Consider the following 13,726-nt stretch of genomic DNA (forward strand, 5'->3'; position numbering starts at 1 on the left):
TAACGTGAGTAGCATTCGGCTCCATGACAGGAACGGGCGGGAGCCTGCCACGCCGGGTGCACGCCGGATACGCGCTGGGTTCGCTGGTCACCGGCGCGTTCGGCACGGTGCCCGGGCTGCTCCTGCTGCCGTACCTCACCGACACGCTGGGCGTCGCGGCCGGGGTGGCCGCCCTGCTGGTGCTCCTGCCCAAGGCCTGGGACGTGCTGGTCAACCCGGTCGCCGGGCGGATCTCCGACCGGACCCGGTCCCGCTGGGGCGCGCGCCGGCCCTGGCTGCTCGGCGGCGGGCTCGCGCTGGCCCTGCTCTTCGCCTCGATCTTCGCGGCGCCGTTCGGGTCCGGCCCGGCCGCCGGGACGTACGTGGCCGTGGCGTTCCTGGCCACCGCGACCGCGTTCGCGTTCTTCCAGGTGCCCTACGTGGCCATGCCCGCCGAGCTGACCGACGACCCGGCGGAGCGTACCCGGCTGATGAGCTGGCGGATCGCGGTCCTCGCGCTGGCCATCCTGGTCTCCGGCGCGGTGGCCCCGGCCGTGGTGACCGCCGGCGGCGACGGCGTGCCCGGGCACCGCTGGATGGGCCTGTTCGTGGCGGCGCTGATCGTGGCCGGCACGGTCGGCGCGTTCCTCGGCACCCGGTCCGCGCCGACCGGCACGGTGGGGGAGAGCGAGCCGAGCCTGCGCGCCCAGCTCGCGGTCGCCGGCCGGAACCGGCCGTTCCGGGTGCTGCTGGTCTGCTTCGTGATCCAGTCCGCCGGGGTGGCGACCGTGCTGGCCGGGGTGAAGTACTTCGCCGACCAGGTGCTCCGCGCCCCGGACAGCGGGCCGACCCTGCTCTTCGCCTGCTTCGTCGGCCCGGCGCTGCTGGTCATGCCGCTCTGGACCCGGGCCGGCGCCCGGCTGGGCAAGCGCGCCGCCCTGGTCGCCGCCTCGCTGATCTTCGCGGCCGGCGCGCTCGCCCTGGTCGCCGCACCCGCCCTTCCGCCCGCCGGGGTCTACGCCGTGGTCGCCCTGATCGGGGTCGGCTACGCCGGCCAGCAGGTCTTCGCGCTGGCCATGCTGCCCGACTGCATCGCCTACGACACGGTCCGCACCGGCCGCCGGCAGGCCGGCGTGTTCACCGGGCTGTGGACCGCGGGGGAGACCTTCGGCCTGGCCCTCGGACCCGGCATCTACGGCCTGGTCCTCCAGCTCTCCGGCTACGTGTCCTCGTCGACCGGGATCGCGGCGGCCCAGTCCTCGACCGCCCGGCTCGGCGTGCTGCTCGGCTTCACCGTCCTGCCGGCCCTGCTGGTCGCCGCCCCGGTGGTGCTGCTGCGCGGCTACACCCTGACCCCGGCCCAGCTGGCCGCCGCACCCACCCCCGGCGGGGTCGCGCCGGCGGCGCGGGCGTGAGCCACGCGTACCCGTCCGACCGGCCGGTGCGTGCCGCGGACCGTCACGAGAGGAACGACCCCAGACCGATGACCGACACGGCAGGGACGGGCGCGCTGCCCGTCGAGGGGGTGCCCGCCGCGCGGGTGCTCGACGAGATCCGGGCGCTGCGGGCGGCCGACCGGCCGACGCACGGAGGGCGGCTGTTCGCCTACGTCTACGACCCCGGTGTGGCCGGGCTGGACGAGCTGGCGCAGGCCGCGCACGCCGAGAGCGCCCACGTCAACGGCCTGGACCCGACCGCCTTCCCGTCCCTGCTGGCCATGGAGAATGCGGTGGTCGCGGCGGCCGCCGGGCTGCTCGGCGGCGGCCCCGGCACGTCCGCGCCGGACGTGGTCGGCAGCGTCACCAGCGGCGGCACCGAGTCGCTGATCCTGGCCGTCAAGGCGGCCCGGGACGCCCGGCCCGACCTCGCCGAGCCGCGCATCGTGGTGCCGGTCAGCGGGCACGCCGCCTTCGCCAAGGCGGCCCACTACCTGCGGGTGGCCCTCGACCCGGTGCCGGTCGACCCGGTGACCCTGCGCCCGGCCGTCGCCGACGTGGCCGCCGCGATCCGCCCCGAGACCGTCCTGGTCGTCGCCTCCGCCCCGTCGTACGCGCACGGCGTCGTCGACCCGGTCGCGGAGATCGCGGCCGTGGCCGCGGCGGCCGGCGTGCGCTGCCACGTGGACGCCTGCTTCGGCGGCTGGACGCTGCCGTGGCTGCGCCGGCTCGGCGCCCCGGTGCCCCCGTTCGACTTCGCCGTGCCCGGGGTCACCTCGATCTCGGTCGACCTGCACAAGTACGCGTACGCCCCGAAGGGGGTGTCGGTGCTGCTGCACCGGGACGCGGGGCTGCGCGCGCCGCAGTTCTTCGCGTACGCCGACTGGCCCGGCTACACGATGGTCAACCCGGTGATCGCCTCGACCCGGTCGGGCGGGCCGATCGCCGCCGCGTACGCCACCCTGCGGCACCTCGGCGAGGACGGCTACCTGCAGCTGGCCGCGCTGACCCGGGACGCGGTCGCCGGGCTGGCCGACGCGGTCCGCGCGGTCGACGGGTTACGGCTGGTGGCCGAGCCGGAGTCGACGGTGGTCTGCTTCACCGCCGACGACCCGGGGCTGGACCTGTTCGTGCTGGTGGACGAGCTGACCGCCCGGGGCTGGCACACCCAGCCGCAGCTCGCGTACGCCGGCCTGCCGGCCAGCGTGCACCTCACCGTGACGGCGGCGGTGGCCCCGCGGGTGGCCGAGTTCGGCCCGGCGCTGGCCGAGGCGGTGGCGGCGGCCCGTAAGGCCGGGCCGGTCGTGCTGCCGCCGGAACTGCTGGCGCTCGCCGGCAGCCTCACCCCGGAGGCGCTCACCCCCGACCTGATCGCCGGGCTCGCCGCCGGCCTGGGACTCGGCGCCGGGCCGGCGGACCGGATGGCGGCCGTGAACACACTGCTCGACGCGGCCCCGGTCCGGCTGCGGGAGCGGCTGCTCGTGGAGTTCGTCGGGCTGCTTCAGCGCCCGGCCTGGTGACCCACGACGAGGGCCCGGAACCCTGCGGTCCCGGGCCCTCGCGGAGGATCAGCTCGCGTCGGCCGCCGTCACGGTGAACGAGGCGGTGTTGTCCGCCGGGCTCACGTCGGTCAGGCTGACCGGGAAGTCGGAGGAGGCCGTGTAGGAACCGGTGCCCAGGTCACCGGCGGGAGTGCCGGCCGGCGCGGTGAGGATGACGTCCACACTCCGCTCCTCGCCCGGCATGAACCGCCCGCCGGGCACGCTGAACGAGTCCGGGAACCACGGCATGTCGCCCGCCGGCTCGATGCCTCTGATCACGACGCCCGCCGGCAGGCTCGCGAGGATGCCGAGGTTGAACGAGGGGGCGTCGTTGCCGTACCGGACGGTCAGCGGCATCCGGCCCTGGAGGCTCCCGTCGGCCAGCCGGTCGAGGTGGAGCGCGCCGGCGTTGAGCGAGATGTCGGTCTGGCTCGCCTGCACGTACGGCCGGGGCTTCTTGATGCTGCCCTTCGTGGAGCGGAAGAGGGTGGTGAAGGGGGCGCTGGCCACCGGCTGCTCCGAGTCCACGAGCACGCCGACGTAGCCGTCGTCCACGATCATGGCGTAGTCGCGCGGTGTGGTGCGGACCTGGAAGCTCACGCGGTACTGCTGGGTGGCGCCGGGCTCGAGCCGGGTGGTGCTGCCGCCGCACGAAACCTGGAGGCGTACGCCGTCCGCCGAGCCGGACCACCAGCAGGCCTCAGACGGGTCGAGCTGGCCGAACGAGGCGCCGGCCGGTTCCCGGACCGCCAGGGTGAACTGGGTGGCGGTCGGTCCGTTGTTGGTGACGCTGGCGTTCAACGTGCCGACGTAGCCCCCGTCGGTGGGCTCCAGCACCAGCCGCTGGGCGGTGACGGAGAACGTGCCGGTGGATTCGGTCGGTGCGGCGGCGGCCGGGACTCCGGCGGCGAGCAGCGCCAGCGCGGAGCCGAGCAGGCCGGCGGCCACCCGGCGGCCCGCGGGCATGGTGACGGACATGGTGTTCCTCCCCGTGATGTGACGGCTCGCCGTCCCCGGCGAGCCTCCGACGCACGATATCGAGGGCCCCCCGGGCCGGTGCCCCGGTGGGACGAAACGGACGGTGCCGCCGCGAGGGCCCGGAACACGGCGTCCCGGGCCCTCGTGGACAGTCAGCTCGCGTCGGCCGCCGTGACGGTGAAGGAGGCGGTGTTGTCGGCCGGGTCGGCGTCGGTCACCGTCTCGCCGTACCACTGGGTGTTGAGCTGGAACGTGACGGTGCCGAGGTCACCCGGGACGGTCTCCGGTTCGGCGCGGAGCAGCACGTCGAAGCTCCGCTGCTCGCCGGTCATGAAGCGGCCGCCCGGCACCACGAAGTTGGTGAAGAAGCCCGGCATGTCCTGCGGGTCGGTGCCCCAGATCACCACGCCCGCGGGCAGCCCCGTCGCGTCAGCCCAGAGGAGCTCGTGCGCGGCGTCACCGGCCCACCGGACGGTCACCGGCAACCGGCCCAGGTAGCTGCCGTCCTCCTGTCGGCTCAGCGTCACGGCGCCGGCCGTGGTGATCGAGGCGCGGGCCTGGCTGTCCTGCACGTACGGCACCGGGTTGCGCAGGGAACCCGAGGCGGAGCGGAAGCGGGCGGCGAAGGTGGCCCGGTCGGCGACCTCCTCCGCGCCGTCGCCGACGTTCACCGAGATCCGGCCGCCCTTCGCGATCATCGCGACGTCCCGGGTCGGGGTGAGCACCGCGAAGGCGATCGAGAACGACCGGCTCTCGCCCGGTGCGATGTCGCCGCCGGGCACCCCGCAGGTGGCGGTCCGCCGGTTGCCCTCCGGCGCTCCGAAGCCGCACGCCTCCTCCGGGCTCAGGTTGCCCAGCGAGCCGGCGACCGGTTCCACCACGTGGATGCTGAAGTACGTGGCGGCCGGACCGCGGTTGGTCACCGTGACCGGCAGGCTGCCCTGGTAGCCGCGCTCCGTCGGCTCGAGCACCAACCGTCCCACGGAGACGTCGGCGCCGGGGCTGCGGCCGGCCGGCGCGGCCGCGGCGGGTGCGGCGAGTGCCAGCAGCGCCGTGGCCGAGCCGAGCAGGGCGACGGCCAGCCGGCGTCCGTTGCGTGTTGTCATGTGAGGTCCTCCCGTGATCCCCGTTGCCGCGACGGGTCGTCCGCCGCGGTGTGTTCCCGTAGCACGTCTCGGACACCGGTCCGGTTGCACCGACATCTGTCAGCGATGCGACACGTCGGACCGCTGGTCCGGATCACTGGTACCGGTAGCGGTCCTCGTTGTTCTCCCACGACGGATCCAGCAACGGGTCGGCGTCGGTGCCGACCGGCTTGATCTCGGCGATGCCGGTCCCGCTGGCCGTGTTGGAGTTCCGGAGCCCGAACTGGAAGGTGCGCTCGGCGCCCGGGCCGAGCGGGCCGAGTCGGCAGGTGATGCGGCCCTTCGGCGGCGCCCCGCCCTGGCATTCCGGCCAGTCGCCGCCGTCCGCGACGGTCCCCACCTGCATCCGCAGGTGCAGCTCGACCAGCTTCGCCGGGACCTCACTCAGGTTCCGCACCGTGACGGTGATCGTGCCGGTACGCGTGCCGTCGGCGTCCTTCGCGCCCCAGGCCACGTCGCCGGCCGTCACGGTCAGGTCGACCAGATGCTTGTTCGGGCCGAACGAGGAGGGGCCGTCGACCTGGGTGAAGCGCTTGCCGGTCCACCGGTAGCCCCGCCACTGGCGCTGCGACCAGTCCAGCGACCAGCCGCCGCCCGGCCCGATGTCGGCCATCTCCACCCGGACCGTGCCGTTGCCGGCGACCTGCACGCCCAGCAGCCATTGTGGGCTCGGAGCCTCGGAACGGGTCACCTGGCCGACGACGACGATCCGGCCGGCGGAATCCCGGTCGAGGACCACCACCTGGGACGGGCCGCTCTGGAAGATGAGGCAGCGGAGCAGGGCGACCGTCTCGATCGCGCCGTCACCGTCCACATCGCCGTAGGCGAGGCCGTCCAGCAGGACGTCGCCCTCGTTCCGGTAGGTGCCCGCGATCCGCGTCGGTCCTGCCGTGCACACCGGGCCGGGCCGCCAGGTCGGCAGATCGATCCGGGCGGCGAGCAGCTGCGAGCGGCTGATCCGGCCGTTCGGCGTGGTCGGGGTCGGGTCGGCCGCGCTCGGCGTCGGAGACGAGGACGGCGACGGGGACGGCGTGGTCTGCGACGGGGTCGGGGTGGCGGTCTGTGCCGGTCCCGGTGTCGGTTCGGGTCCGTGCAGGGCGGCGTTCGCGCCCACCGGGATCGCCACGGCGAGCACCACGGCCGCCGCGGTCACCACGGCGGCCCGCCGGCGCCGGCGGCGGACGGTCTCCCGCACCGCGGCCGTCCCGGCCGGCTGCACCGCCGGGGCGTACGCCTCGCGGAACGCGGCGAACTCGCCGCTGACCAGGATGTCGTCGAGCTCACTCATGGTGGTTCACCTCGTTCGTGGTGGTGAGCTGGGCCGCCAGCGCGACCCGTCCCCGGTGCAGCCAGGACTTGACCGTGCCCTCCGGCACCCCCTCCTGCTCCGCGATCTGCCCCACCGTGAGATCGGCCAGGTAGTGCAGCACCACGGCGCGCCGCTGGGTGGTGGGCAACTGGGCCAGCGCGGCGGTCAGCGCCACCCGGTCCGGGCCCGGACCGGGCACGTGCTCCTCGCGCTGCCGGTGCAGCCAGGACTGGGCCGTGCGCAGCCGCCGCCACCGGCTGGTGGCCAGGTTCCAGGCGACCCGGCGGACCCAGGCCACCGGGTCGTCGTAGCGGGACACCCGCGACCAGCGGGAGAACGCCCGGCAGAACGCCTCCTGCACCAGGTCCTGCGCCTGCGACAGGTCACCGCAGTACGCGGCGAGCTGGAGCGTCAGGGACCGGAAGTGCGCATGGTAGAGCCCGTCGAAGTCGACCGCCCCGCGTTCGTCCGGGCACCCGGCTGTCCCCTCGGGTGGCGGCTCGTCCAGCCGCGGCTCCCTCGTCACCGTCATGTGGTCCTCCCCGTGCGGTGCCGCGAACGCGGTCACGCCCGTCACACGCCCCGACGCGGCCGCAGGTTGCGCCGGTTGCCCGCTCCGGCGCTGTGGTTGACTGTCAATCCGGAGACAGGCGAGGGAGGGAGGCCCGAGGTGCAGGTGCCGGCCGTGCTCGGCGAGCCGATCCGGTTCGTGCTGAACTGGGGCCGCCGCTACTCCCTCTGGGTGTTCAACTTCGGGCTGGCCTGCTGTGCCATCGAGTTCATCGCCACCAGCATGGGCCGGCACGACTTCATGCGGCTCGGCGTGATCCCGTTCGCCCACGGTCCCCGCCAGGCCGACCTCATGGTGGTCTCCGGCACGGTCACGGACAAGATGGCTCCGGCCGTCAAGCGGCTCTACGACCAGATGCCCGAGCCGAAGTACGTGATCTCGTTCGGCGCCTGCTCGAACTGTGGCGGACCCTACTGGGACTCCTACTCGGTGACGAAGGGTGTCGACCAGCTCATCCCGGTCGACGTCTACGTGCCCGGCTGCCCGCCCCGCCCGGAGGCGCTGCTGCACGGCATCCTCCGCCTCCAGGAGAAGATCGCCGCCGAGCAGTCCGGTGTCGGCGGCGTGCCCCGCCCGGACCGGCTCGCCCCGCCGGTCGACCCCCGGCCCGCGGAGAGCACCCCCCGGCCGGTGCAATCCCTCACGGCGCCCCCGGTACGTCCCCCGGCTGGCTGAGCCGCGAGGTGGCGGCGCGGGGCTAGCCTGCGCTCATGACCGACTCCGCGGACAAGCGTTCCGCCTTCATCGTCGACGTGCTCACCGAGGAGTTCGGCGCGTCGATGGCGATCGACCCGGCGGCGTTCCGCCGCAAGTTCCGCAAGATGGCCGCCTCCCCGTTCGCCTTCTACCGGGGCAGCGCCTCGCTCTTCTACGCCGACCAGCGCGGCGACTTCGCCAGCGACCGGTACCTCGACGACCGGACCAGCCGGGTGTGGATCCACGGCGACCTGCACGCCGAGAACTTCGGCACCTACATGAACGCCTCCGGGCAGCTCGTGTTCAACGTCAACGACTTCGACGAGGCGTACGTCGGGCCGTTCTCGTGGGACCTGAAGCGCTTCGCCGCCAGCGTGGCCCTGCTCGGCTACGCCAAGGCGCTCTCCGACCGGGTGATCGGGGAGCTGGTGGCCGGCTTCGCCCGGTCGTACCTGGCCGAGCTGCGGGCCATCGCGGCCGGCGGCGACGACGCGATCGGCTCGATCACGCTGGAGAACGCCGACGGGGTGCTGCGCCGGGTGCTCCAGCAGGCCCGGCTGAACACCCGGGTCGACCTGCTCGCCACGCAGACCACCATCGACAACTACGAGCGCCGGTTCTCCCTCGGCGACGGGGTCTTCGAGGTCGACGCCGCGACCCGGGAGCAGGTGTGTGCCGCGTTCCAGGACTACCTGGGCACCCTGCCGGCGGCCACCGCCCGGCTCCGCCCGGTCGCCACCAACATCAAGGACGTCGTGCTGCGCAAGGGTGTGGGCATCGGCTCGGCCGGGCTGCCCTCGTACAACCTCCTGCTGGAGGGGCACACCCAGGCGCTGGAGAACGACGTCGTCATCTACATGAAGCAGGCGCAGGTGCCGGCGGTGGCGCGGCACATCGACGACGAGCGGGTCCGCTCGTACTTCCTGCACCAGGGGCACCGCACCGCCGAGTCGCAGCGGGCGTTGCAGGCGCACGCCGATCCGTGGCTGGGCTTCACCGAGCTGGACGGGGCCGGCCAGCTCGTCGCCGAGGTCTCCCCGTACGCGGCCGACCTCGACTGGGCCGACGTCAACGAGCCCGAGGAACTCGCCGGGGTGCTCACCGACCTGGGCCGGGCGGTGGCCCGGATGCACTCGGTGGCCGACGACGAGTCCAGCCACGACCTGGTGGACTACTCCACCGAGGAGGCGATCGTCGCCGTGGTGGACGCCGACGTGGAGGGCTTCGTCGACCACCTGATCGACTTCGCGCACCGCTACGGCATCCGGGCCCGCGAGGACCACCAGCTCTTCGTGGACCTGTTCCGCAACGGCCGGTTGCCCGGCATCTGAGGTCCCGGGGCGCCGGTGCCCGTGCCCGGTGCCCCGCCTCACTGCTCGAAGTCGAGCACCACCTTGATGTCCGAGCCCGTAAAGGTGTACGCGTCGGCGTACGAGGAGATCGGCACCCGGCGGGTGACCAGCGAGTTCAGCCAGGACTGGTCGGCGCGGGCGAGCGCCTCCGCCGCCAGCTCCCAGTGCCGGCGGTTGGCGTTCACCGAGCCGAACACCACGTTGTTCTCCAGCACCAGCTCCCGGTTGAGCGCCCCCGCGTCGAGTTCGATGGTCCGGCCGCCGCTGGACACCCCGGTCAGGCAGACGATGCCGTTCGTCCCGGCCTTGGTCATCGCGTCCAGCACCACCACCGGGGCGCCGGTGCACTCCACCACCACGTCCGGCGCGAAGTCCAGCTCCGCCACCGTCGAGGTGTGGTAGGTCGCGCCGAGCGAGCGGACCAGCTCCGGCTTCGGACCGGTCTTGTTCCGGTCCAGCACGTGCACCGACAGCCCGCGCTGGATGCCCAGCAGGGCGGCCAGCAGCCCGATCGGGCCGGCCCCGGTGACCAGCACGCTCTGCGGCTGCCACACGGCCCGGCTGGCGATCCGCTCGATGTGGTCCCAGGCCTTCGCCACCACGCTTGTCGGTTCCAGCAGCATGCCGACCGGGGCGAGCGCCGGGTCCAGGCCGACGGCGAACCTCGGCTGCACCCGCCAGCGGTCGCGGGCGAAGCCGGGCAGCCCCTTGATGCCGTGCTCGGTGTAGCGGCCGTTGCGGCACATGTCCCACTCGCCGACCGCGCAGTTCGGGCAGGGCACCGGGTCGGGGTGCCGGACGATCCCCACCACGAGGTCGCCGGGCTTGAGCGTGCCCGTCGGGTCCTCCAGCACCCGGCCGAGTGACTCGTGCCCGAGCACCAGCCGGTCCTGGCCTGGCGGGGCCTCGCCGTACTCGCCCGCGATGATCTCCTGATCGGTCCCGCAGACGCCGACCGCGAGGGCCTGGACCAGGATCGCGCCCTCCTCCGGGGCCGGCTCGGGCCAGTCCTCGTCGAGGCGCAGCGAGTCGGAAACTCCGGGAGCCACAGTGACAGCGCGCACGGGTTCATCCTTCCCCGCCGGAGGCCCGAGCGCCCGGCAAAGCGGCGGATCCGGCCCGGGGGAGCGTGGACGGCCCGACACGCCTCCCGGTCGCCGGCCCTAGGATCAGCGGCATGACTCCGGAAGAGGTCGGCCGGCGGGTGGTCGCGCTGCTCGCGCCCGTGGAGGCCACCGCGTCGGTCTCCGGCGGTCAGGGGCACGCCCGCGCCACCGTCGACGTACCCCCGGCGAGCTGGCGCGACGCGGTGCGCGCGGCGCGCGACGACGCCGAGCTGGACTGCGACTTCTTCGACTGGCTGTCCGCGGTCGACGAGCTGGCCGACGGCTTCGACGTGGTGGCCCACCTCTGGTCGATCCGGCACCGGCACGGGCTGCTGCTGCGCACCCGGGTGCCCCGGGAGACGCCGGTCGTGACGTCCGTGGTGGACGTCTTCCCCGGTGCGGCCTGGCACGAGCGGGAGACCCACGAGATGTTCGGCATCGGCTTCGACGGGCACGGCGAGCTGCGGCCGCTGCTGCTACCGCCGGAGTTCGAGGGCCACCCGCTGCGCAAGGAGTTCGTGCTCGCCTCCCGGGTCGCCAAGCCGTGGCCGGGCGCCAAGGAACCCGGCGAGTCGGAGGCCGGCGGCGGCCGCCGACCGATCCGGCCCCCGGGCGTGCCCGCGCCGGGCGAGTGGGGGACTACGCCCACGCCGGCCGGCGCGGCCGGCGTGGGCGAGGGCCCCCGCGGGGGTACGCCGGCGCGGCCCGCCCGGGAACGCCCGGCGCGGCCGGCCCCGGGTGAGCGGCCAGCCCGTCCCGCCGCCGGCGAGGGCCCGGCGCGCCCCGCTCCGGGCGATCGCGCGGCCCGCCCCACCGCGGACGAGGGCCCCACCGCGAGCCGGCCGACCGGCCCGGCCCGCCGGGAGCCCGCCCCACCGCCGGAGGAGCCCGGTGCGCTCGGGCGTCCGGTGCCCGGCGAGCGGCCCACCGGACCCGCGCGGGAGGAGCCGCCGCCCGGCCCGGCCCGGCCGGCGCCGGGCGCCGACGCCGAGGAGGGGGAGGGCTGATGCCGGACTGGTTGGAGCTGATCCTCCGGGTGGTGGGCGTCCTGGTCGCGTTCCTCACCCTGCCGCTGATCGTGGGCCAGGCCGAGCACAAGGTGATGGCTCACATGCAGGGCCGGCTCGGCCCGATGTACGCGGGCGGCTTCCACGGCTGGGCGCAGCTCGTCGCCGACGGCATCAAGTTCGTGCAGAAGGAGGACGTCACCCCCCGCGAGGCGGACCGGCCGGTGTTCCGGCTGGCCCCGGCGGTGGCCCTGGTGCCCTACCTGCTCGCCCTGCTGGTGATCCCGCTCGGTCCGGGGGACCTGGTCGGGCAGCCGCTGGACATCGGCCTGTTCTTCGTGCTGGCCGTGGTGGGCATCGGGGTGCTCGCCGTGCTCATGTCGGCCTGGGCCTCGGCCAACAAGTACAGCCTGCTCGGCGGGCTGCGCGGGGCGGCCCAGCTCCTCGGCTACGAGCTGCCGCTGGTGCTGGCCGCCGCCTCGGTGGCGATGGCGGCCGGCACGCTCAGCCTGCCCGGCATCGTGGAGGCGTGGCGCCCCTGGTGGCTGCTCTGGCAGGCGCCGGCCATGGTGATCTTCTTCGTGGCCGGGCTGGCCGAGATCCGCCGACCCCCGTTCGACATGCCGGTGGCCGACTCCGAGCTGGTCTTCGGCTACATGACCGAATACACCGGCCTGCGCTTCGCGTTCTTCCTGCTCGCCGAGTACGTGGGCATCGTGGTGATCGCCGCGCTGACCACGGTGCTGTTCCTCGGCGGTTGGCAGGGTCCGTTCGCCGACGCCCAGCTCGGCTGGCTCTGGACCCTGCTCAAGGTGTTCGCCGTCGCGTTCGTGATCATCTGGCTCCGGGTGAGCTACCCGCGGCTGCGCGAGGACCAGCTCCAGCGCCTGTGCTGGCTGGTGCTCGTCCCGCTGGCCCTGGCCCAGCTCGTGTTGACCGCCGCCGTCCGCCTGGCGATCTGAGGACGGGCGGGTTCAGGCCGCGTCGCGCAGCGGGGTGTGGTCCGGGTCGACGCGCTCGTCCGGCGGCGCGGGCAGCGGCGGCGTGCCGTCGCCGAACGGGCGGCCGCCGAGCTGCTCCCGCCCGTGCGGGGTGAGCCAGTTCGCCAGGTCCGGGCCGAGCGGCACCACCCCCGTCGGGTTGATGTCCCGGTGCACCTCGTAGTAGTGCCGCTTGATGTGGTCGAAGTCGACGGTGTCGCCGAAGCCCGGGGTCTGGAACAGGTCCCGCGCGTACGCCCAGAGCACCGGCATCTCGGTCAGCTTCTGCCGGTTGCACTTGAAGTGGCCGTGGTAGACCGGGTCGAAGCGGACCAGCGTGGTGAACAGGCGGACGTCCGCCTCGGTGATCGTGTCGCCGACCAGGTAGCGCTGCCCGGTCAGCCGCTCGGTCAGCCAGTCCAGCCGGTCGAAGAGCCGGTGGTACGCCCGCTCGTACGCCTCCTGGCTGCCGGCGAAGCCGCACCGGTAGACGCCGTTGTTCACGTCCGCGAAGACGACCGCGTTGACCTCGTCGATCTCGCCCCGCAGCCGCTCCGGGTACAGCTCCGGCGCGCCCGGCCGGTGGTGGGCGGTCCACTCCGTCGACAGGTCCAGGCTCATCTGCGCGTAGTCGTTGGTGACCACCTGCCCGGTCGGCACGTCGACCATGGCCGGCACCGTGATGCCCCGCTCGTAGCCGGGGAAGCGTTTGAAGTAGGCCTCGGCCAGCCGCTCGATGCCGAGCACTGGGTCCCGGCCGCCCGGGTCGAGGTCGAAGGTCCAGCTGCGCTTGTCGTGGGTGGGCCCGGCCACCGCCATCGAGATGGCGTCCTCCAGCCCGAGCAGCCGCCGGACGATGATCAGCCGGTTCGCCCACGGGCAGGCCCGGCTGACCGCCAGCCGGTACCGGCCCGCCTCCACCGGCCAGCCGCTCGACCCGTCCGCGGTGATCCGGGTGGCGATGTACCGCTGGTCCCGGGTGAACTCGCCGCCCGGCTCGACGTACTTGCCACCGGTCCGGTCGAGGATCTGGTCACCGTTGCCGCCCACGCCGCCTCCCGAGGATGTCGCGTTCCGCGTCCCATCATGGTCGCTCCGCCGGCTTCCGGCAGGCCGACCCGGGACGACCGGGGCTAGGCTGCCGCGGTGACGGATGTGGAGGCGGCGGCCCGACGCTTCATCGCCGACGTGTGGAACGCCGGCCGCGAGGAGAGCGCGTACGACCTGATCGCCGAGGACTGCCCGGGGCTGGGCGGCACCGGCCCGGAGGCCACCCTGGCCTGGCACCGCGACCGGCGGGCGTCCTTCCCCGACCTGCGCTACAAGGTCGTCGAGGTGGTGGCCGCCGGCAACCGGGTGGCCGTGCACTGGCGGGCCGCCGGCACCCAGGCCGGACAGTTCGGCCCGGTGCCGCCGACCGGCCGGGTGGTGAGCTACTCGGGGGCGAGCTTCCTCCGCTTCGACGAGAGCGGCCGGATCGTCGACGTGTGGAGCGTGAACGAGCTGTTCCAGGTCCTCCAGCAGCTCGGCGTCGAGATGCTCCCGCCGCTGCCGGCCACCGGCGCCTGACCGGCCCGGCGGTCCGCCGGCGGTCGATCCGCCGGGTGGTGGTCGCGCGCGCCGGGG

General features: G+C 74.2%; 12 protein-coding genes and 1 pseudogene. 7 read left to right on the forward strand and 6 right to left on the reverse strand.

The features are described 5' to 3' along the window. Window positions 1–23 precede the first annotated feature (23 nt). Window positions 24–1,394 (forward strand): MFS transporter, encoded by a 1,371-nt coding sequence (locus tag RMN56_RS14995; RefSeq protein ID WP_313724373.1) that lies wholly within the window; start codon window positions 24–26, stop codon window positions 1,392–1,394. A 68-nt stretch (window positions 1,395–1,462) separates the two neighbouring features. Beyond that, window positions 1,463–2,935, forward strand: a complete 1,473-nt coding sequence (locus RMN56_RS15000) for a pyridoxal phosphate-dependent decarboxylase family protein (RefSeq protein ID WP_313724374.1) — start codon at window positions 1,463–1,465, stop codon at window positions 2,933–2,935. Between the two features lie 48 nt (window positions 2,936–2,983). Here the strand turns inward: RMN56_RS15000 and RMN56_RS15005 are convergent, their stop codons facing one another. The 4 genes from RMN56_RS15005 to RMN56_RS15020 form a co-directional block, all read right to left on the reverse strand. Beyond that, entirely contained in the window at window positions 2,984–3,934 is a 951-nt protein-coding gene (locus RMN56_RS15005) for a hypothetical protein (RefSeq protein WP_313724375.1), read from the reverse strand. Between the two features lie 152 nt (window positions 3,935–4,086). Then, complete coding sequence (locus tag RMN56_RS15010) at window positions 4,087–5,040, reverse strand: hypothetical protein (RefSeq protein ID WP_313724376.1); 954 nt, start codon at window positions 5,038–5,040, stop codon at window positions 4,087–4,089. A gap of 133 nt (window positions 5,041–5,173) precedes the next feature. Further along, window positions 5,174–6,367: a hypothetical protein gene (locus tag RMN56_RS15015; protein ID WP_313724377.1), complete on the reverse strand. Its 1,194-nt coding sequence runs from the start codon at window positions 6,365–6,367 to the stop codon at window positions 5,174–5,176. After that, the gene (locus tag RMN56_RS15020; protein WP_313724378.1) at window positions 6,360–6,920 is read right to left on the reverse strand and encodes a SigE family RNA polymerase sigma factor; all 561 of its coding nucleotides are present in this window, start codon (window positions 6,918–6,920) and stop codon (window positions 6,360–6,362) included. The genes RMN56_RS15015 and RMN56_RS15020 overlap by 8 nt, the downstream gene beginning before the upstream one ends. Window positions 6,921–7,058: 138 nt before the next feature. Here RMN56_RS15020 and RMN56_RS15025 point away from each other — a divergent pair, with 138 nt between their 5' ends. Both RMN56_RS15025 and RMN56_RS15030 read left to right on the forward strand, forming a co-directional pair. Then, window positions 7,059–7,634 carry an NADH-quinone oxidoreductase subunit B gene (locus RMN56_RS15025; protein WP_313724379.1) on the forward strand — a complete coding sequence of 192 codons (576 nt, stop codon included), beginning with the start codon at window positions 7,059–7,061 and terminating at the stop codon, window positions 7,632–7,634. Window positions 7,635–7,669: 35 nt separating this feature from the next. Beyond that, on the forward strand, window positions 7,670–8,986 hold the full coding sequence (locus RMN56_RS15030) for a DUF2252 domain-containing protein (RefSeq protein WP_313724380.1): 1,317 nt from the start codon (window positions 7,670–7,672) through the stop codon (window positions 8,984–8,986). A 38-nt stretch (window positions 8,987–9,024) separates the two neighbouring features. Here the strand turns inward: RMN56_RS15030 and RMN56_RS15035 are convergent, their stop codons facing one another. Continuing rightward, entirely contained in the window at window positions 9,025–10,071 is a 1,047-nt protein-coding gene (locus tag RMN56_RS15035; RefSeq protein WP_313724382.1) for a glucose 1-dehydrogenase, read from the reverse strand. A gap of 113 nt (window positions 10,072–10,184) precedes the next feature. Between RMN56_RS15035 and RMN56_RS15040 the strand changes: the two are divergent. Together RMN56_RS15040 and nuoH are read left to right on the forward strand one after the other, a co-directional pair. Further along, window positions 10,185–10,781 (forward strand): annotated as a pseudogene (locus RMN56_RS15040) (NADH-quinone oxidoreductase subunit C); the annotation flags it as partial. A gap of 338 nt (window positions 10,782–11,119) precedes the next feature. Beyond that, window positions 11,120–12,082, forward strand: coding sequence for an NADH-quinone oxidoreductase subunit NuoH (gene nuoH, locus RMN56_RS15045; protein ID WP_313724383.1), 963 nt, complete (start codon window positions 11,120–11,122; stop codon window positions 12,080–12,082). 12 nt (window positions 12,083–12,094) lie between these two features. On the opposite strand, the gene RMN56_RS15050 is transcribed toward nuoH, so the two are convergent. After that, window positions 12,095–13,150 carry a glutathione S-transferase family protein gene (locus RMN56_RS15050; RefSeq protein ID WP_313724384.1) on the reverse strand — a complete coding sequence of 352 codons (1,056 nt, stop codon included), beginning with the start codon at window positions 13,148–13,150 and terminating at the stop codon, window positions 12,095–12,097. A 96-nt stretch (window positions 13,151–13,246) separates the two neighbouring features. Here RMN56_RS15050 and RMN56_RS15055 point away from each other — a divergent pair, with 96 nt between their 5' ends. After that, complete coding sequence (locus RMN56_RS15055) at window positions 13,247–13,669, forward strand: ester cyclase (RefSeq protein ID WP_313724385.1); 423 nt, start codon at window positions 13,247–13,249, stop codon at window positions 13,667–13,669. Window positions 13,670–13,726 lie beyond the last annotated feature (57 nt).

This window comes from Micromonospora halotolerans, from assembly GCF_032108445.1.
Classification (GTDB): Bacteria; Actinomycetota; Actinomycetes; order Mycobacteriales; family Micromonosporaceae; genus Micromonospora; species Micromonospora halotolerans.